The following is a 19373-nucleotide window of genomic DNA, read 5'->3' as shown; positions in this document are numbered from 1 at the left end:
CCGGCCTTGCTGCCGAACAGGAAATCGTCCACCGCATGCCGGCCCAGCAGCGGCGGCTCCAGCGTGTAGCTGAACTGCTGGGTGCGGAACATGCGCAGCACCGCCTGGGCCGACGCGGCCGGGCCGTCCGCTTGGCGCAAGGTGGCCGCCAGCGCCACGCTGCGCGGGTTGTAGCGGTCCGGCAGGCGCAGCGCGCGCGCCAGCTGCGCCTGGTCCAGGCTGGGCTGCAGGCGGTAGCTGAGGTAGGCGCTGGCCTGGTAGCGCAGGCGCTGCTGCACCGGCTCGCGGCTGATGAATTCGAACTCGTCGCTCAGGCTGGTGCGCAGGCCCGGCATGGGCTCGTTGGGATTGGTCAGCTCCAGCGCGAACAGCCAGCGCTTGCCGGTCGGCTCCATGGTCACTTCATGGCGCAGCGCGCTGCCGCCGACCGAGGCGCGGGTGTTGGCTTCGCCGGCCCGGAAACGGGGGCGGTCGGTGCGGGTCCAGGTGGCGCCGTCGTAGTTGCTCAGCACAATGCCGCGCCAGTACAGCTGGTGTTGCGGCGGCAGCGGGCCGAAGAAGCGCACCCGGTAGGCCACCTCGTCCGACAGCGCCAGGCTGGTCATGCTGCCGGGCGACATGGTGTCCGAGATGCCGCTGCGCGCGCTGCGGGCGTCGCCCGGCAGGCCCCACAGCGGGCCCTGGATGCGCGGGAAGGCGAAGAACAGCAGCACGGCCAGCGGGGCGGCGGCCAGGAAGAGCTGCGCTGCCGCCAGCAGCCGGCGGCGCAGCGGCGGCACGGCGCCGGTGTACTGGAAGGTCATCAGCGTGGCCAGCAGCAGGATCACCGTGGCGACCATGGACAGCCCGGTGAGGATGGACTGGGAATAGAAGAAATTGGTCAGCAGCAGGAAGAAGCTGAGGAAGATGACCACGAACAGGTCGCGCCGGGCATGCATCTCCAGCAGCTTGAAGGCCAGCAGCAGGGCCAGCATGGCCACCCCGGCGTCGCGGCCCAGCAGGGTGCGGAAGGTCAGGTAGACGCCGCCCATGGCCAGCAGCGACACCGGCAGCAGCAGCCACAGCGGCGGCATGCGGCGGCCCAGCAGCGTGATGGCGCCGCGCCACAGCAGCACGCAGCAGATCACCGCGCTGGTCCAGGGCGGCAGGTGGCCGACATGCGGCGCCAGCACCAGCAGCGCGGCGGCCAGCAGCAGCAGGGTGTCGGCCTTGTCGCGCGTGAGCCGCTGCGCCCAGCGCGCCAGCGGGCCGGCCGCTGCGGGCGCGGGCTTCACCCGTACGCCTCCTGGCCGTACAGGGCCAGCGCGCGCAGGCAGGCGGCGCGGTGCGCGTCGCCCAGGCCCGGCGGCAGGTCGTGGTGGCCGAGGCGGAAACCGTAGGGCAGGGCCAGCTGCTCGGCGTCCAGTACCCAGCGCGCCATGCGCGACAGTTTCTGTTCCAGATCCATGGTCAGCGGCAGCTGGGCGAAGTCGAGCACCATCTCGGCCACCGCGCCGCCCTCGAAATGCTTGGTGCTGAGCTGGCCGCCCAGCGCCGGGTCGTGGCGCGCGATGTGGCGCCAGGCCAGCTGGCGCATCGGATCGCCGGGCTGGTAGCTGCGGATGCCGGCGAAATTGTCCAGCCCGACCTGGCCGTGGCCGTCCTCGCTGGCGGCGCCGCGCACCGGCAGCGGCGGCGCATTGTGCTCCGGCGCCGGGTACACCAGCACCCGCAGATCCGGCTCCCAGTAGGCCCAGGCGCGGAACAGGCCGAGCGGAAAGCGCGTCACCAGCCGCACGCGCGGGGCGGCCAGCCAGCCGCGTCCTTCGGTGGGGGCGGCCAGCGCCAGCGCCGTGCTGGCGCCGGACGGCACGTCCACCGCGTGGCGCGGCTCGCCGTCGTGCTGGAAGCCGAGCCAGACGGCGTAACGGTCGCGCGGCGTGCCGTTGCGCACCAGCAGCTCGAACTGCGCCTCCTGCCCGGAAAACACCGGCTGGGCGCGGCCCGGGGCCAGGCGCAGCATGGCCAGGTTGCGGGCCGTCATCACCATGTCGGCCACGGCGCAGGCGCCGGTGAAAAAGGTCAGCGCGAAGCCCAGGCCCAGCGTGTAGTTGACGGAGCCGATCAGCATGATCAGCAGCAGGCCGCAGAAGGCCATGCCGGGCCGTGTCGGCAGGATGAACACGCGCCGCATCACCAGCAGCACCTCGCCGGGCTCGCGCCCGCGCAGCTGGAACAGCCAGCTGTTGAGCCAGCGGCGCAGCGCTGCGGGCGGACGGCTGCGGCCGTCATCGCCGCTGGCCGCGCCGGCGTCTCCCATGGAGCCGGGCTTGCTGGCCATGCCTAGACCGGCACCGATGCCTGCAGCTGCAGCACCAGGTCGCGGCTGGCCAGTGCCACGCCGTGCGCGGCCTTCAGCGGCCGCAAGCGGTGCGCGCAAACCGGCACCAGCACCGCCTGCACGTCCTCCGGCAGCACATGGTCGCGGCCCTCCAGCGCGGCCCAGGCGCGCGCGGCCTGCAGCAGCGCCAGCGCCGCGCGCGGGCTCAGGCCTTCGGCGAACGCGCCGTTCTGGCGCGAAGCCTGGGCCAGCGCCTGCACATAGGTCGCCAGCGCCGGCGACACGTGGATGCGGCGCAGGCTGCGCTGGGCCTCCAGCAGCTCGGCCGACGTCATGGCCGGCGGCAGCGATTTGAGCATGGCGCGCCGGTCGTCGCCCAGCAGCAGCGCGCGTTCGGCGGCGGCGTCCGGGTAGCCCAGCGACAGGCACATCAGGAAGCGGTCCAGCTGCGATTCCGGCAGCGGGAAGGTGCCCACCTGGTGCAGCGGGTTCTGGGTGGCGATCACGAAGAACGGCTCGGGCAGCGGGCGCGTCACGCCGTCGGCCGACACCTGGCGTTCCTCCATCGCCTCCAGCAAGCCGGACTGGGTCTTGGGCGTGGCGCGGTTGATCTCGTCGGCCAGCAGCACTTGCGTGAAGATGGGGCCGGGATGGAACACGAAACCGTTCTTTTCCCGCTCGTAGATGGAAATGCCGGACACGTCGGCCGGCAGCAGGTCGCTGGTAAACTGGATGCGGTTGAAGTGCAGGCCGAGCGAGATGGCCAGCGCGTGGGCCAGCGTGGTCTTGCCCACGCCCGGTACGTCCTCCACCAGCAAATGGCCGCCGGCCAGCATGCAGGTGAGCGCCAGGCGCAGCTGCGGGTCCTTGCCGACTATGACCTGGCTCACCTGGCGGGCTACCGCGTGCAGTTTGGTATACATGGTTCCTGTTATTATCCCGTGGTAGATTACTACTTGATTCTACGGCAAAGAAATAAGACATGAGTACAGCAATTTACAGTCACCCCGACTGCCAGCGCCACGAAATGGGCGAATGGCACCCGGAATCGCCCGCCCGGCTGCAAGCGATTGCGGACCAGCTCATCAATTCGCACATCGACGATCTGCTGGAGCACCGCGAGGCGCCGCTGGCGGAGCTGGCGGCCATCGAGCGCAACCACAGCCGCAACGCCATCGGCATCGTGCGCGACAATGTGCCGGCGGCGGGCGACTATTACCCGATCGACGGCGACACCTCGCTCAACGCGCACAGCTGGAAAGCGGCCCTGCGCGCGGCCGGCGCGGCCGTGGCGGCCACCGACGCGGTGATCGCCGGCGAGATCGCCAACGCCTTCTGCGCCATCCGCCCGCCCGGCCACCATGCGCGGCCGAGCGAGCCGATGGGCTTCTGCCTGTTCAACAACATCGCCATCGCGGCCAAGCACGCGCTCGATGTGCACGGGTTGCGGCGGGTGGCGGTGGTCGACTTCGACGTCCACCACGGCAACGGCACCGAGGAGGCGCTGCGCGACGAGCCGCGCGCGCTGATGGTGAGCTTCTACCAGCATCCCTTCTATCCCTACAGCGAAGTGGCGCCGGACAGCCCGAACCGGGTCAACGTGCCGGTGCCGGCGCACTCCAAGGGCGACACGGTGCGCCAGCTGGTGATCGACAAGTGGCTGCCGGCGCTGCACGCCTTCAAGCCGGAGATGATCTTCATCTCGGCCGGTTTCGACGCGCACCGCGAGGACGACATTGGCGGCATGGGACTGGTGGAGGCGGACTACGCCTGGATGACACAGCAGGTGATGGCGGTGGCCGATGAATACGCCAAGGGCCGCATCGTCAGCTGCCTGGAGGGCGGCTACAACCTGTCCGCGCTGGGCCGCAGCGTGGTGGCGCATGTGAAGGCGCTGGCGGAACTGTAAACCGGACCTGTCAGTCCAACCATGGGAGGCAGCATGGCGATACAGCTGGACCATTTCATCGTACCGACCCGCGACCAGGCGGCGGCCGCGCAGTTGCTGGCGGAACTGCTGGACGTGCCGTGGTCCCCGACCGCGCTCGGACCGTTCTCGCCGGTGTTCATCAACGACGGCCTGACGCTGGATTTCCAGACCACCGAGGAAGCCTTCCCGGTGCACCACTACTGCTTCCGCGTGGACCAGGGCGCGTTCGACGCCATCCTGGCGCGCCTGAAAGGGCGGGGCATCCCGTTTCGCGGCAGCGTGCGCGGGCCGAACGACGGCCGCATCAACACCGACTACGGCGGCCGCATGGTCTACTGGAACGAGCCGGACGGCCACCAGTGGGAAATGCTGACGGTGAGCTACGCGCGCCAGGCGCAGGCGGTCTAGCCGGCATACTCCGGCAGCAGCAGCTCCACTTCCTCCACCACCGCCGGCAGCGCCGCGAGCACGATGGCGACGCCATTGCCGCAGGCTTGCGCGCCCCGGTCCTGCCGGATGGTCTGCTCGGCCAGCGCGGCCAGCTGGCTCAGCTGGTCGGCGCCTATGGTGCCGGCCAATCCCTTCAGGATGTGCAACGCCGCGCGCGCGGACGTGAAGTCCTGCGTGTCGATGGCGGCACGCATTTGCCCGGCCAGCTCGTGCGCCTCGGCGCCAAAGCTGCGCAGCGCAATGTGGTAGACCTGCTTCAGTCCGCCCATGCGTTTCAGCGCGCCGGCGCTATCCAGCTGGGTGGCGCGGACGGCGGGCGGAGCGGAGCGAGGCGCGGGAGGCGGCGCGGGCGCAGCGGTGGCGGCGGCGATGGGCGCGGCGGCGGCGGCCACGGCGGTCGCGGGCGCTGCTGCCGGCGTGGGCGCCATGGCTGGCGCTGCCGCTGCCGCGGCAGCGCGCGGCACGGCATGCAGCAGGATCACGGCGATCAGCTGGCGCAAATCGAACGGCTTGCCCACGTGGTCCACCATGCCGGCCGCCAGCGCCAGTTCGCGGTCCGACTGCATGGCGTTGGCCGTCATGGCGATGATGGGCGGCGCGCGGCTGCCCAGCAGGTCCAGGATGGCGCGCGTGGCCTGGTAGCCGTCCATGTCCGGCATCTGGATATCCATCAGGATCACGTCCGGCAGCGGTCCTTCGCGGCGCACCGCGCCCATCGCGTCCAGCCCGCAGGGCGCCACTTCCACCAGCGCGCCCTCATGGCCCAGCAGTTCGCGCGCCACCTGCTGGTTGGTCGGATTGTCCTCCACCAGCAGGATATGCATGCCGTCCAGCAGGCGCTGTGCCTGCACCGGCTCGTGCAGCGCGGCCGGACGCTGGCCGGTGCGCGCGTCGGCCACGGCGTCGAACAGCATCGACGCCGTGACCGGCTTCACCAGCACGCCGTCCAGCACCGGCGCGCCGCCCTGCTGCAGCTGTTTGCGCGCCAGCATCTCGCGGTCGTGCGCGGTCACCATGATGATCAGCGGCGTGCCGGCCGAAGGCATCAGTTCGCGGATTTGCATGCTGGTTTCCCAGCCATCCATCAGCGGCATGCGCCAGTCCACCAGCAGCACATCGTAGGGCCGGCTGGCGCTGCGTCCCATCACCAGCCGCAGCGCCTCCAGTCCGTTCTCCGCCGTGTCCACCCGCCAGCCGAAGGATGCCGCCATGCGCGCCAGGACCTGGCGCGCGCTCGGGTTGTCGTCCACCACCAGGCAGTCCAGGTCGCGCAGCGGCGCCGCGCCGGCTGCCTGCGGCGCGGGCGGCGCCGCTTGCGCCAGCTGCACTTCAAAGCGGAAGGTGCTGCCCTGGCCCGGCGCGCTGTCCACTTCCAGCGTGCCGCCCATCATGCGCGCCAGGCGCTGCGAGATGGCCAGCCCCAGCCCGGTGCCGCCGTAGCGGCGCGCAGTGGACGCTTCGCCCTGCGAGAAGCCGTCGAAAATATGCGCGCGCTGCTCGGGCGTGATGCCGATGCCGGTGTCGCGGATGGCGAAGGCGACCGCGCTTCCCTTGCGCCGCACCGACAGCACCACCTCGCCCTGTTCGGTGAACTTGATGGCGTTGCCGGTCAGGTTCAGCAGGATCTGCTGCAGCCGCAGCGAATCGCCCAGCAGCCATGGCGGCAGCGCCGGATCGACCTCGAACAGCACCTCCACCGGCTTGCCGCCCACGTAAGCGGACAGGATTACCGACAGGTCGCGCAGCATCCGGTCCAGGCTGAACGGATGCGGCTCCAGCGCCAGCTTGCCCGCCTCCACCTTGGAGTAGTCGAGGATGTCGTTGAGCAGGCCAAGCAGCGCGCGCGCCGCCGATTCGGCCTTGGCCGCGTAGTCGCGCTGGCGGCCGTCCAGCTGCGTTTGCTGCAGCAGTTGCAGCATGCCCAGCACCGCGTTCATCGGCGTGCGGATCTCATGGCTCATATTGGCCACGAAGGCCGACTTCGCGCGGCCGGCCTCCAGCGCCTGGTCCTTGGCCTCGCTCAGCTTGTCCACCGTGCGGCCCAATTGGCCCAGCGCGTAGTGCGCGCCGAGCAGGGAGGTGCTGGCCATGATCAGCAGCACCGCCAGGAACAGGGCGTCGTTGAGCGCCTCCCTGCGCCACGGGGCCAGGAAATCGTCGCTGGACAGGCCCACCAGCACGAACACCGGGTACTCGCCGATGCGCTCGATGCTGACCACGCGCTGCAGGCCGTCGCGCGCGCTCAGGGTGGTGTAGGTGGCATGCTTGCGCTGGCTCGACAGCACCGCCAGGGTGGGCGGCGACATGGCCGCCTGCGTGCCGAGCGGCAGGTCCGCCACTTCCGGGTAGCGGTGCAGCAGGCGGCGCTCCCGGTCGATCAGCGTGATCACCCCGTTCGGTCCCACGTTGAGGGACTTGAGCACCGCCGTGACGGTATCGGTGGTCATGTTCACATAGGCGGTGCCGCCGAAGCTGCCGTCCTCGTAGGTCAGCGGATACACCAGCGGCAGCACGAAGTCGCCCGTGATGCGCGACTTGACCGGCACGCCGAACACCAGTTCGCGTCCAGCTTTGACACGCTCGAAGAACTCGCGGATGCCCAGGTTCTGAACCTTGGACAAGTCGATATCCTCGCCGTAGATGACGCGGCCGTCGCGGTCCGAACCGCGCACCGAGCGCGCGTGGGGGATGCGTTCCTTGAGCGAGCGCAGATAGGCGCTGAAGGCGGCGTCGTCGAAGCGGCCCTGCGCGTGCGCGGTGCGGAATTCCAGCGCGGCGCGCCGCATGGCCAGGTCCACTTCGTAGAAATGGCCGCGCAGGAAGTGCTCCAGCGTGATGGCCAGGTTGCGCGACGTTTCTTCCGCGTTGGCGAAGTAGCGCTGGCGGCTCTCGTGCAGCGTATGCAGCACAAAGCCGGTCACGATCAGGAATGCCGCCGCCACTGCCGCCACCAGCACAGCGAACAGCTTGCGCAATTTTCGCAGGGTTTCTGATTTCATGAAGGTTCGGGCGGGAGCTGTTCATTGCTACCTTAACACCGCCGCGCGCGGCTGTATATTGCAACATGGCGCAGCATGCCGCGCATGCCGGCCGATTTGCAGCCGCGCCACAAGCGAACCGGCCGCCGTGTCGGAGACAGGGCGGCCGGTTGCAGAAGGGCGTCCAGCCCGGGGCAGCGCTTACGCGGCGACGCGCTTGGCGTTGCTGCTGGACCAGCGGTACAAGCCCGTGACCACGGCCGCACCCACCACCAGCGACACCAGCATGGCGGCATGCTCGCCCAGCGAGTTGGCGATGGCCAGCGGCTCGCCTTCGCCGGACAGCACGATCAGGCCGGCCAGCGCCACGTTGAACAGGCTCTCGCCGACGATGAAGCCGGACATCACCAGCACGCCCAGGCGCTTGGCCACTTCGCCCCAGGTCTGGTGGTGCACGGCACGTTCGAACAGGTAGCCGACCACCGCACCCACCACCACCGGCGCGGTTACCACGCTAGGCAGGTAGATCGCCAGGCCCACGCCCAGCGGCGGCAGGCTGTACTTGTTGTTGCTGGCTTTCTTGACCAGGAAATTGACCACCACCAGGCCCAGGCCCAGGGCCGCGCCCCAGCCGATCAGGTGCCACGGCAGGTTGCCGCCGATGACGCCCTTGGCCAGGGTGGAAATCAGCGTCGCCTGCGGCGCGGCCAGCGGTTGCGAGGAAATCGCCTGCAGGTTAGGCGCGCCGGCAAAGCCGTTGGCGCGATTCAGCAGTTCCAGCACCGGCGGCACCACGCAGGAGCCGGCGAACACGCCGATCAGCAGGGCGACCTGCTGCTTCCACGGCGTGGCGTCGACCAGCTGGCCGGTCTTCAGGTCCTGCAGGTTGTCGTTACCGATCACGGCCACCGCCAGCACCACGGTGGTGACGAACAGCGCGTAGGCGATCAGCGCGTGCGCCACTTCAGGACCCATGATGTGTTTGCCCACCGCGCCCACCGACAGGGCCGCGCCCAGCACGGTGAGGATGGCGATGCCGGATACCGGCGAGTTCGAAGAGCCGATCAGGCCGGCCATGTAGCCGCACACGGCGGCGGCGAAGATGCCGGCCACCAGGATGTAGCCCACGCCCACGGCAATCAGCGCCGGCGCCACGCTTTGCAGCACGCCGCCTTGCAGGAAGGTGGCCAGCAGCCAGCCTGCCGGCACCATGGCGAGCAGGGTCACCAGGCCGACCACGAAGATCGGCAGGTCCTGCTCGGTGCGCGGCAGCACGCCGCCATTCGCCTTGGCCTTGCGCGACGCTTCCATGGCCGACTTCAGGCCGCCGATGACCGGCTTGGCCAGGCCGGCCAGGGTCACGATGGCGGCCGCGCCGATGGCGCCCGCGCCTATCATGCGCACGTCGGTTTTCCACACCTTCAGCGCCCAGTCGGCGGCCGACAGGTCGGCCATGGGCTGGGCTGCGGTCAGGATAGGCACCAGCACGCCCCAGGCGATCACCAGGCCGGCCAGCATCGCGATGCCGACCGTGATGCCCATCAGGTGGCCGGCCCCGATCAGGGCCAGCGAACTGGCTGCGCCGAGGCCGGTGGCGCCGCTGCCGGCGCGGAAATACACCGCCATTTCGCCGGCCAGCATCTTCATGGCGGCGCCGGCGGCGTACAGCGCGGAGGCCACGCTGCCCAGGATTACGGCCATCAGGCCGGCTTTGCCTTCCAGCGCGCCGGCGCGCGACGAGGTGCCCACTTTCAGCACCTCGGCGGCGGCCACGCCTTCAGGGTAGGGCAGGTCGGAGGTGGTCACCAGCGCGCGCCGCAGCGGCACCGTGTACATCACGCCCAGCACGCCGCCGATGGCGCAGGCGCCGAAGGTCGGCCAGAACGGCACGTTGGCCCACCAGCCTATCATCAGCAAGCCTGGCAGCACGAAAATCACCGACGCCAGCGTGCCGGCGGCCGACGCGATGGTTTGCACGATGTTGTTTTCCTGGATGGTGGCGTTCTTGAAAGCGCTCAAAAGCGCCATCGAAATCACGGCCGCCGGGATCGACGTGGCAAAAGTCAGGCCCACCTTGAGGCCAAGGTAGACCTGCGCCGCCGTAAACACCAGCGTAATCAGGATACCCAGGATCACGCCGCGTGCTGTGATTTCGCCGGGCGTGGACGGGGAAGCTTTAGTCATGTTTCACGACTCCATGTATATAGTAATGTTTATAAAATGGATAAGAATTTGTGCCCCATGATAGCCGACCTTGACGTAAACGGGAACCAATCGGATGGCGCGGGCGGGGGAACAGGTAAAATAGCGGATTACACCTTAGGCGCAGAAGGCAACAGCATGGCAATTCAATGGTATCCGGGGCACATGAACGCCGCCAAAAAGAAGGCGGCCGAGCAGATGGAGAACACCGATCTGGTGATCGAGGTGGTCGACGCGCGCCTGCCCGAGGCCAGCTGCAACCCCATGGTGGAAGAGCTGCGCCTGTTCCGCCAGCGTCCCTGCCTGAAGATCCTCAACAAGATCGACCTGGCCGATCCCGCCGCCACGGCCGCCTGGGTGGAGTACTACGACCGCCAGGAGGGGGTGACCGCCTACGCCATGACGACCAAGAAGCCGGGCGACGTGGCGCGCATTCCCGACATCGCCAAATCGCTGGCGCCGCACCGCGGCGTGCCGACCAAGCCGCTGCGCATCATGATCATGGGGATTCCCAACGTCGGCAAATCGACCTTGATGAACGCGCTGCTGAAAAAGCGCGTGGCCAAGGTGGGCGACGAACCGGCGGTGACCAAGGTGCAGCAGAAGCTCTACCTGGACAAGAACACGGTGCTGGTCGACACGCCCGGCATGCTGTGGCCCAAGATCGCCATGCCCAGCGACGGCCTGATGCTGGCCGCCAGCCACGCCATCGGCTCGAACGCGCTGATCGAAGAAGAAGTGGCCGAATACCTGGCCGGCGAGATGCTGCGCCGCTACCCCGGGCTGCTGGAGGCGCGCTACGGCTACAAGAACGTCGAAGAGATGGACGCCATCGCGGTGGTCGAAGGCATCGCCGCCAAGCGCGGCTACCGCCAGAAAGGCGGCGACTACGACTACGAAAAAGCCGCCCACATCTTCCTGCAGGACTACCGCACCGGCGCGCTGGGCCGCATCTCGCTCGAAACGCCCGCCACCCGCGAAGCCGCGCTGGCCGTGTTCGCCGAAGAGCAGCGCGTCAAAGCCGAACTCGCCGCCGCCAAGGCCGCCGCCAAGGAAGCCGAGCGCATGAAAGGCAAGCGCGGCACCTGAGCGGCGCAGTGTTGACTCAGTTGCTGTACACCAAAATGGGGTCAGGGTTAATTAATTTGGCAATTGTTGCAAAATTAATTAACCCTGACCCCAATTTGCGTTTAGGCAAAGCGGAAGCTGGAGACGGCGAGGCTGCCCATGAAGGCGTCTTCGTGGTAGACGTTGCTGGCGGGCTCGCCGCCGGCGGCGCCGTGGGCGACCATCAGCGGCAGCAGGTGCTCTTCGCGCGGGTGGGCGGCGCGGGCGGCCGGGGCGCTTGCCCACGCCAGCAGCCGCGCTTCGCGCTCGGCCGGCGGCAGCGCCATCGATTCGCGCAGCCAGGCGTCGAACTGGTGCGAGGCCGCCGCGCCCGCCGCGCCGAACTGGCGCAGGTTGTGGTAGCTCAGCCCGCTGCCCACGATCAGCACGCTCTCTTTGCGCAGCGGCGCCAGCGCGCGGCCGATGGCGATGTGCTCGGCCGGGTCCAGCCCCTGTTTCAGCGACAGCTGCACGATCGGCACGTCCGCCGCCGGGTAGATCGGCTGCATGGCCGAGAAGGTGCCGTGGTCGAAGCCGCGCTGCGGGTCGAGCTGGGCGGCGATGCCGGCGCCGTTCAGCAACTGCTGCACGCGCGCGGCCACCTCCGGCGAGCCGGGGGCGCTGTACTGGATTTCGTAGGTGTAGGCGGGGAAGCCGCCGTAGTCGTAGATCATCGGCGGCCTGGGACTGGCAGAGATCAGCGGCTCGCGCGCTTCCCAGTGCGCCGTCACCACCAGCACGGCCTTGGGACGCACGCCGCCGAGCTGGCGCGGGATGTCTTCCAGCGAGGCTTTCAGCGCGTCGTAGCGGCCGCCGTACTGGTCGAGCATCCACGGCCAGGGGCCGCCGCCGTGGGACAGGAAATAGGTGGGCAGTGCAGTGCTGGACATGGAGCGCTCCTGGGTTGCAATGCACGGACTATAGGCCTCGCCGCCATGTTCATCAATCGTGATTTCATGGATGGATCATTCAGGATTTGTTAATGATACCAATCAGCGCGAATAGGCGCGCGGCGCGCATCCAGGCCAGCAGCATGGCGATCGCCTGCGTCAGCAGCAGAGCCCACAGGAAACCGGCGGTGCCGACGTGCGGCAGGTGGATGCGTGCCAGGCCCAGCGCGGCCACCGCCGCCAGGCCGGCCAGGCTGATGGCCAAATAGCTGCCCAGCATCGCGCCCGGCCGGCGCGCCAGCAGGCGCAAGCCATGCCACCAGCCGATAACGGCCGAGCGGCGGCGCCGGTCGGCCGCCAGCACTGCGCGGCCCACGTCCAGCGTGGCCAGCGCCAGCGCGAACAGCAGCGCGGCGATGGCGTCGGCCGCGATGCGCAGCACCTGGCCCTCGTCCGGCGTGATGGCGCTGTCGGCGCCGCTGCCGGCCAGGTGCTGCAAGGCGCCGCCCAGGCCGAGCGCGGCGCCCAGCGGCGCCACGGCCCACAGCAGCATGCGGCACATGCGCGGGTATTCGGCGACGGCGCCGGCGAACAAGTCGCGCATGGCGGGCGTACCGCCGAAGCGCGCGGCGGTGGCGACGGCGCCGGTGAGCAGCGGCGAGAGCAGCAGCGTGAGCAGCAGCGCGCAGCCGGCGCCCAGCTTCATGGCCAGCGGATTGCGCCCCGGGTCGCTCATCAGGTCGGCGATGTTGGACAGGTCGAGCCGCTGCGCCAGCGCGGCCGCGTGCACCGAGTGGTCGAAAGAAGCGCTGAAGTGGCTCCAGAACGGCAGCGCCAGCGCCAGCGTGGGCAGCAGCAGGGCGATGGTCCACAGCGCCAGCAGGCGCCATTGCAGCGCGGCGCGCGCGGCGCGCAGGCAGTTTGTGATCAGTTTCATATTGTCGCGATCAGGGTCAGGAAGGCTTGCGCCAGCGCGGCCAGGTCGAAGGTCCAGCGGCGCGCGGCGGCGCCGTCGGCCTTCAGCGTGCGGCTGTCGTCGAGCTTGTTGATGTCGAGCAGATGCCGGCGCTCGGGATCGAGTTCGGCCGACACGGCCTTGGCCGGCTTCTGCCACACGAAGCGCTGCCAGCGCTCGCCGTTCTGCGGGTCCCATTTGACGGTTTCGCTGCTGCCGTCGGCGAAGCGCACCAGCAGCGTCTGCGGCACGGCGTCGCCGCGCCGGCGCACGACAACCTCGGTGCGGAAGGGGTAAGGGCCGGTGCCGGGCTTGGCCTGCGGATGGGCCTGCTCCCACTTTGCGCGCGCGTCCTCGATCTGCTGGTCGACCTGTTCCTGCGTCAGCGCCGCGCGCTTGCCGTTGACGATGCTGCTGCCCGGCTGCGGCAGCACTTCGTCGCTGCGGATCGATTGCACCCGGTCGTCCACCTTGCCGGTGCGGTAGACCTGCTGCGCGAACACGCGCTCCACCAGCGCGCGCTGCCCGCTCGCCTCGGCCAGCGTTTCGCGCAGGTCGGCGATGCTGGGGTGGCGGAAGCGCCAGCGCTTGTAGTATTCCTTGAAGGCCTGTTCGGTCGCCTCCTTGCCCAGCTGCGCTTCCAGGTCGTGGAAGAGGAGGGCGCCGCGGTTGTACACCGGGCCGATGCCCTGCAGGCGCGACCAGGCGTTCTGGCCGGCCGGGTCGGCCGGGTTTTCGCGCACGGCGCCGCCCAGTTCATAGTGGAAGCCGTCGAAGCCGGGCGAGATGCCCACGGCGCGCAGCCACCAGGGTGCCGGGTACAGCTGCTGCCCGCGCTCGCGCACCATGCGCATGTTCCAGTATTCGTTCAGGCCTTCATCGAGCAGCGGTTCCTCGAATTCGTTGGAAGCGATGATGCCGTAGAAGTAGCCGTGGCCGAACTCGTGGATGTTGACCAGGTCCAGGTCGAACTCCTCCGGCGACCTGGGCACCACTTTGGTGTAGCTGTCGGCGGTGTAGAAAGTGGGATATTCCATGCCCGCCGCCGCGCCGGCGTTGTGCGGCGGCAGCACCACGGTCAGTGTCTTGTAGGGGTAGGGACCCAGCGTTTTCGAGTAGTAGGTGAGCGCGTCCTGCGCGGCCTTCAGCGACGGTGCGGCGCTGGCCTGGAACTCCGGCGCGTACAGTACCTTGATGCTGACGGGCGGGCTGCCGGCGCCGCTCCAGCTGCCGGTCAGCGGCGGGGCGTAGCGCTTGTCGGCGGTCCAGGCGAAATCGTGCACGTCGCCTTGCACGTAGTGGTGGGTGAGCATGCCGGCCTTCTCCACCGGCGCGCCCTGCAGCTCGCCGGTGGCGCCCACCGTGTATTCCTTGGGCACGGTGAGTTTCACGTCGTAGCTGCCGAAGTCGGCGTAGAACTCGGATTCGGCGTGGTATTCGTGCACGTTCCAGCGCGGCCTGGTGGCGCCCCGTTCGCCCGGCAGCTCCAGCACGCCGATCTTGGGGAACCACTGCGCCACCAGGTGGAAGCTGCCGAAGTAGCCGCTGCGGGCCAGCAGCCGTGGCAGCTGGCTGTGGAAGTCGATGGCGAGCGTGGTGCTGGCTCCCGCTTCCACCGGCTGCGGCAGGTCCAGGCGCACCACGGTGCGGTCGCTGGCGGGGCCGTCGTCCGGCTGCACGAAGGACTGCTCCACCCTGGCCCCGCCCTGCGTCACGCTGCGCAGGTCGATATGGCCCCAGTCGCCGTCCTTGGGATCGGTGCTGAACATGCCGCCGCCCATGGCGCGGTGCTCGGTGAAGAAGGTGGTGCCGGCGTGCTCGAAGGCGTTCAGGTAGAGGTGCAGGTAGACCGTGCGCACCGGCTGCGCGCTGCGGTTGCGCCAGGTGAGCTGCTGCTTGCCGTCCACCGTGTGCCTGACCGGGTCCAGCGTGGCTTCGATCCGGTAGTCCACCACGCGGTCCGACAGCGTGGCCTCGCCGCCCGTGCGCGGGCCGCCCCAGGCGTCCGGTGCGCTGGGCACCGTCACCGCGCCGGCCTGCGCCGGGGCGAAGGGAATGCCGGTGTCGGTGTAGGGCTCGGGGATGGCGATGACCTGGACTTGCGCCAGGGCCAGCGCTGCCAGCGCGGCTGCTGCGGCTGCCGTGCATATGACGGCGGCGAGCTTGCGGTAGGGGTGTGCGTTCATGCCCGCCACTATAAACCAAGCCAGTAATAAATTACCAACGTTATCAACTTTGTGCGCAGGAGTATAATGGCGGCGTTTTGGTGCCCGCGTCCATGTCCATGGATGCAGTTAAACGGGAAACACAAGGCAGCCAGCGCTCATCGGCAGCGCGGCGGCCAAGGTGTGCTGCCCCCGCAACGGTACGCAAGCGCCGCGCCCGGATTTCCGGTTCGCGCGGCAGGCTGGATCGACAACCACTGTGCAGCAGCGTCTGCGCCGGAAGGTGATCCCGTCCCGTCTTGCCAGCCCGGATACCGGCCAATCCAGGTGGAAGCGCGACAGCTTCCGTTGAATCCAGCTTGCGGGGACGCAGGCGGATGCTCACTACGCGTAAAGACACAATGAACAACTCGAATTCCCGCCGTTCGCCGGCACCGCTGGCGCTTGCCGTCGCCCTGTGCTTCTCCGCTCCTTCCGCCGCATGGGCCCAGGCCGCGGCCGAGGCGCTGGCCCCGGTGGTGGTCACCGGCGCCCGTTTCGACAGCGACCCCTCGCTGCTGCCCATCGGCGCCACCGTCATCAGCGCGGCCGAGATCCGCCGCTCCGGCGCCAGCGACGTCAACCAGGCCATCCGCAAGGTCGGCGGGGTGCTGGGCCACCAGAGCCTGGACGGCAGCCCCGATTTTGCGCTGGACCTGCGCGGCTTCGGCACCAACAGCAGCCAGAACATGGTGGTGATGCTGGACGGCGTGCGCCTGTCCGAGAACGAGCTGAGCTCGGCCATCCTGTCCACCATCCCGGTCGACTCGGTCGAACGCATCGAGATCACGCGCGGCGGCAGCAGCGTGCTGTTCGGCGACGGCGCCACCGGCGGCGTGATCCAGATCGTCACCAAGCGTCCCGGCGAACGCACGGCGGGCAGCCGTGGCAGCGTGTTCGGCGAAGTGGGCCAGTTCGGCCTGCGCGAGGGCCGCGCGGCGCTCACGCACGGCGTGGGCAACTGGGCCTTCGACCTGTCCGGCGGCGCGCTCGACACCGACAACTACCGCGACAACAACGCCTTCAAAGCGCGCAGCCTGAATGCCGGGGCGCAGCTGGCCTCCACCGACGGCCGCGCCGGCGTGCGCCTGTCGAGCACGCGCCAGGACTCGCGCTTCGCCGGCTCGCTGAGCCAGGCCCAGTTCGGCGCCAATCCGCGCCAGGCCAGCACGCCGGATGACTTCGGCTCGCTCGACAGCGACCGCTTCACCGCCTTCATTGAAGCCAAGGTGGCCGGCTACGACCTGGCCGCCGAGCTGTCGCACCGCCGCAAGGAGCTCGAAGCGACTTATGTTTTCCCCACCTCGACCTACCAGGTCGACTACGAAAGCAAGCAGACCCAGTTCTCGCCGCGCGTGCGCAAGCTGAGCCAGTTCGGCGGCGTGCTGAACGAGGCGGTGGCGGGCGTGGACTTCATCGACTGGACCCGCGACGCGAAGGGCGCCAGCCCGTCCAGGGCGACGCAGAAGTCGAAGGCGCTGTACCTGCGCGATGAAGTCAAGTGGGACGCCTTCCGCCTGGCCGCCGGCGTGCGCCGCGAATTGTTCGACAAGGCCAACACCGATCCGTCGCCGTGGTCGGTGGCCAATTACGACGTGATCCAGGGCCTGAACGCCTGGGATGTGCAGGGCAGCTACGCGCTGTCGCCGAAGGCCACGCTGCACGCCAAGATCGGCCACAGCTACCGCGTCGCCAACGCCGATGAAAACGGCTACACCCCGCTGCCGGACAGCGTGCTGCAGCCGCAGACGTCGCACGACCTGGAACTGGGCACCGCCTACACCGACGGCGGCAGCAAGCTGTCGGCGCGCGTGTTCCGGCACGAGCTGCGCAACGAGATCTTCTACGATCCGACCGCGGGCGCGTTCGGCTCCGGCGCCAACACCAACCTGGCGCCGACCAAGCGCCAGGGCTTCGAGCTGGACGCGAGCGTCGAGCTGGCGCGCGACTGGACCCTGAGCGGCCACTACCAGCGCGTGAAAGCCACCTTCACCGAAGGCGCCGTCGCCGGCCGTGAAATGGTGCTGGTGCCGAAGAACGTGCTGAGCGCGCGCCTGTCGTGGACCCCGGCCGACGGCCAGACCGCCGACATCGGCGCGCAGTGGGTGGACAGCCAGCGTTTCGGTTCCGATTTCGACAATAGCTGCGCCGCGCGCATCCCGTCCTACACCACGCTGGACGCCCGCTATGCGCGCAAGTTCGGTGCCTGGGAAGTGGCGCTGTCGGGCCTGAACCTGACAGACAAGAACTACTACGGCATGGCGTTCCAGTGCAAGGGCGGCATCTACACCTCGGACGGCCGCCAGCTGAAGCTGTCGGCGCGCTACGAATTCTGAGGCGCGCCTGGCCCAGGCTTCATTAAATGAAGCTTAAAATCCCCGCTGGCCGGGGATTTTTGTTATCCGGCCTGATGGCGGGCCCAAAAAAATGGTAATCTCGCGGCGTTTGCCACTCTTACTCTAGAAGGACCTCTATGCGATTTCTGCGTCTGATCATTGCTGCCGCCGCCCTGTCGTTCACCGCTGCCGGCGCTTCCGCCGCCGAACCGAAGGAAGGCGTGGACTTCACGACGCTGGCTTCGCCTGTGCGCACCGACACCGGCAAGAAAGTGGAAGTGATCGAATTCTTCATGTATTCCTGTCCGCACTGCAACGCCATCGAGCCGATGATGGCCGACTGGGTGAAGAAGCAGGGCGACAAGATTGCGTTCCGCCGCGTGCACTTCCCGGCCGGCGGCCCGAACGACGCGCAGGCGCACGCCTACCTGACCCTGGAAGCGATGGGCAAGCTGGAAGAAATGCACAGCAAGATCTTCCGCGCCATCCACGTCGACCGCAACCGCCTGAACAAGGACGATGCGATGACCGATTTCCTGGTCAAGAACGGTATCGACAAGGCGAAATACCTGGAATACTTTAATTCCTTCGCCGTGCAGACTAAAATGAAGCGTGCAGCCCAGGTGGTGGCCTCGTACAAGGTCGACAGCGCGCCGACCATCGTGATCGATGGCCGCTTCGTCACGTCGCCTTCGCAGGCCGGCCGTCCGGGCATGTCGGAGATGGCGTCCCAGCAGGCGACGCTGCAAGTGATGGATTACCTGGTGGCCAAGGCCGCCAAGAAGTAAGTTGAAAGCACCATGAGCGATACCGAAAAAGAAGTGATGGCGATATACCGCGAGTCCGCGCCGGACGAGAACAAGCTGTTCTGGCGCAGCCATGTCAACCACGTAGCATGGAGCTTGCTGCTGGTCGTTATCGCCTTTTCGGTATGGCTGATGATAGCGCTGGCCAACGCCGAGAACCAGCGCAACGCCTACGCGGGCAAGAAGTGCGAAGACCGCATGTTCAAGGGCGAGACCGACATGCAGTGCATGAAAACGGTGCGCACGCGCGACCACTGGTGGGAGCACGTGGGCTACGCGCTCACGCACACCTCGCCGTAAAGGCCAACCCGCCGCGGCGGGTTTTTTTTCGTCAGCCGTGGATGCTGACGGTGCAGGTGGTGCCGGCCACCAGCGTCAGGTCCTTGGGAACCCCGTCGAGCTTGATGCGCACCGGCACGCGCTGCGCCAGGCGCACCCAGTTGAACGTCGGATTGACGTCGGCCAGCAGTTCGCGGCCGGTGCCGGCGTCGCGGTCGGTGATGCCGCGCGCGATGCTGTCGATATGCCCGCGCAGGATGGCGCCGCCGCCCATCAGGCTCAGCTCCACCGGCGCGCCGGCTTTCAGCAGCGGCAGCTTGGTTTCCTCGAAATAGCCCACCGCGTAATAGGACGCGCTGTCGATGATGGCCAGCTTGGCCGCGCCCACGGCGGCGAAGTCGCCGGCGTGCACGTTCAGGTTGGTCACATAGCCGGACACCGGCGCCCGCACCACGGTGCGTTCCAGGTTCAGCTGCGCCAGCGCGCGTGCGGCCTGCACGGCGCGCAGCTGGGCGCCGGCGCTGTCGGCGGCGAATCCGGCGCTCTCGCGGCTTTCTGCGGAGATCACGCCGTCGTCCAGCGCGGCGCGGCGCTGTGCTTCCCTGTTGCGGCGGCCGCGCTCGACCTGCTGGCCGGCCAGCGCTGCGTTGGCCTGCGCCAGCGCGGCGCTGTAGCGCGCCTGGTCGATCACGAACAGCACCTCGCCTTGCCGCACCTGCTGGTTGTCCTTCACCAGCACCTCGGTCACGGTGCCGGCCACATCGGCGCCGATGTTGACCACGTCGGCCTTGATGCGGCCGTCGCGCGTCCAGGCCGATTCCATGTAGCGGTCCCAGGCGGATTTGCCCAGCCACAGGGCGCTGCACAGCAGCAGGGCGGTAATGAGAAAGCGGAGGATCTTGGCGGTCATGGTCAA

15 protein-coding genes and 1 riboswitch are annotated in these 19373 nt (G+C 68.6%); of the genes, 6 read left to right on the top strand and 9 right to left on the bottom strand.

Annotated elements, in window-relative coordinates:
- The 3 genes from AC6H42_RS21080 to AC6H42_RS21070 all read right to left on the bottom strand — a co-directional run.
- Positions 1 to 1274 (bottom strand): TgpA N-terminal domain-containing protein (locus AC6H42_RS21080; RefSeq protein WP_497548872.1); only part of this gene is annotated, 1274 nt, incomplete at its 3' end.
- A complete protein-coding gene (locus AC6H42_RS21075; protein ID WP_373888211.1) occupies positions 1271 to 2320 on the bottom strand; it encodes a DUF58 domain-containing protein in 1050 nt (349 codons plus the stop codon). The genes AC6H42_RS21080 and AC6H42_RS21075, both read right to left, overlap by 4 nt.
- Positions 2321 to 2322: 2 nt before the next feature.
- Positions 2323 to 3243, bottom strand: a complete 921-nt coding sequence (locus AC6H42_RS21070) for an AAA family ATPase (protein ID WP_057158896.1) — start codon at positions 3241 to 3243, stop codon at positions 2323 to 2325.
- Positions 3244 to 3302: 59 nt separating this feature from the next.
- On the opposite strand from AC6H42_RS21070, the gene AC6H42_RS21065 reads away from it, so the two are divergent.
- Complete coding sequence (locus tag AC6H42_RS21065; protein ID WP_057158895.1) at positions 3303 to 4229, top strand: histone deacetylase family protein; 927 nt, start codon at positions 3303 to 3305, stop codon at positions 4227 to 4229.
- Between the two features lie 33 nt (positions 4230 to 4262).
- Positions 4263 to 4658, top strand: a complete 396-nt coding sequence (locus AC6H42_RS21060) for a glyoxalase/bleomycin resistance/extradiol dioxygenase family protein (protein ID WP_057159012.1) — start codon at positions 4263 to 4265, stop codon at positions 4656 to 4658.
- On the opposite strand, the gene AC6H42_RS21055 is transcribed toward AC6H42_RS21060, so the two are convergent.
- Positions 4655 to 7699, bottom strand: a complete 3045-nt coding sequence (locus tag AC6H42_RS21055; RefSeq protein ID WP_497548871.1) for a hybrid sensor histidine kinase/response regulator — start codon at positions 7697 to 7699, stop codon at positions 4655 to 4657. The genes AC6H42_RS21060 and AC6H42_RS21055 overlap by 4 nt on opposite strands.
- A gap of 180 nt (positions 7700 to 7879) precedes the next feature.
- A complete protein-coding gene (locus AC6H42_RS21050) occupies positions 7880 to 9862 on the bottom strand; it encodes an OPT family oligopeptide transporter (RefSeq protein ID WP_057158893.1) in 1983 nt (660 codons plus the stop codon).
- 156 nt (positions 9863 to 10018) lie between these two features.
- Here AC6H42_RS21050 and ylqF point away from each other — a divergent pair, with 156 nt between their 5' ends.
- The gene (gene ylqF, locus AC6H42_RS21045) at positions 10019 to 10969 is read left to right on the top strand and encodes a ribosome biogenesis GTPase YlqF (RefSeq protein WP_082552262.1); all 951 of its coding nucleotides are present in this window, start codon (positions 10019 to 10021) and stop codon (positions 10967 to 10969) included.
- Between the two features lie 101 nt (positions 10970 to 11070).
- Here the strand turns inward: ylqF and AC6H42_RS21040 are convergent, their stop codons facing one another.
- The 3 genes from AC6H42_RS21040 to AC6H42_RS21030 form a co-directional block, all read right to left on the bottom strand.
- The gene (locus tag AC6H42_RS21040; RefSeq protein WP_057158891.1) at positions 11071 to 11877 is read right to left on the bottom strand and encodes a DODA-type extradiol aromatic ring-opening family dioxygenase; all 807 of its coding nucleotides are present in this window, start codon (positions 11875 to 11877) and stop codon (positions 11071 to 11073) included.
- Between the two features lie 79 nt (positions 11878 to 11956).
- A complete protein-coding gene (locus AC6H42_RS21035; protein ID WP_057158890.1) occupies positions 11957 to 12814 on the bottom strand; it encodes a hypothetical protein in 858 nt (285 codons plus the stop codon).
- Positions 12811 to 15018, bottom strand: coding sequence for a M1 family metallopeptidase (locus tag AC6H42_RS21030; protein ID WP_497548870.1), 2208 nt, complete (start codon positions 15016 to 15018; stop codon positions 12811 to 12813). Before AC6H42_RS21030 ends, AC6H42_RS21035 begins: the two co-directional genes overlap by 4 nt.
- A gap of 61 nt (positions 15019 to 15079) precedes the next feature.
- Positions 15080 to 15334: riboswitch (cobalamin riboswitch) on the top strand.
- 64 nt (positions 15335 to 15398) lie between these two features.
- On the opposite strand from AC6H42_RS21030, the gene AC6H42_RS21025 reads away from it, so the two are divergent.
- From AC6H42_RS21025 to AC6H42_RS21015, 3 genes are all read left to right on the top strand, one after another.
- A complete protein-coding gene (locus tag AC6H42_RS21025) occupies positions 15399 to 17372 on the top strand; it encodes a TonB-dependent receptor (RefSeq protein WP_497548869.1) in 1974 nt (657 codons plus the stop codon).
- Between the two features lie 137 nt (positions 17373 to 17509).
- Positions 17510 to 18160 carry a thiol:disulfide interchange protein DsbA/DsbL gene (locus tag AC6H42_RS21020; protein ID WP_057158887.1) on the top strand — a complete coding sequence of 217 codons (651 nt, stop codon included), beginning with the start codon at positions 17510 to 17512 and terminating at the stop codon, positions 18158 to 18160.
- A 12-nt stretch (positions 18161 to 18172) separates the two neighbouring features.
- Entirely contained in the window at positions 18173 to 18478 is a 306-nt protein-coding gene (locus AC6H42_RS21015; protein ID WP_057158886.1) for a hypothetical protein, read from the top strand.
- Positions 18479 to 18509: 31 nt separating this feature from the next.
- Here the strand turns inward: AC6H42_RS21015 and AC6H42_RS21010 are convergent, their stop codons facing one another.
- Positions 18510 to 19367, bottom strand: a complete 858-nt coding sequence (locus tag AC6H42_RS21010) for an efflux RND transporter periplasmic adaptor subunit (RefSeq protein ID WP_497548868.1) — start codon at positions 19365 to 19367, stop codon at positions 18510 to 18512.
- Between the last annotated feature and the right edge of the window lie 6 nt (positions 19368 to 19373).

This window comes from Massilia sp. NBRC 108631, assembly GCF_059704565.1.
This window is presented reverse-complemented; position numbering and strand designations above follow the sequence as displayed.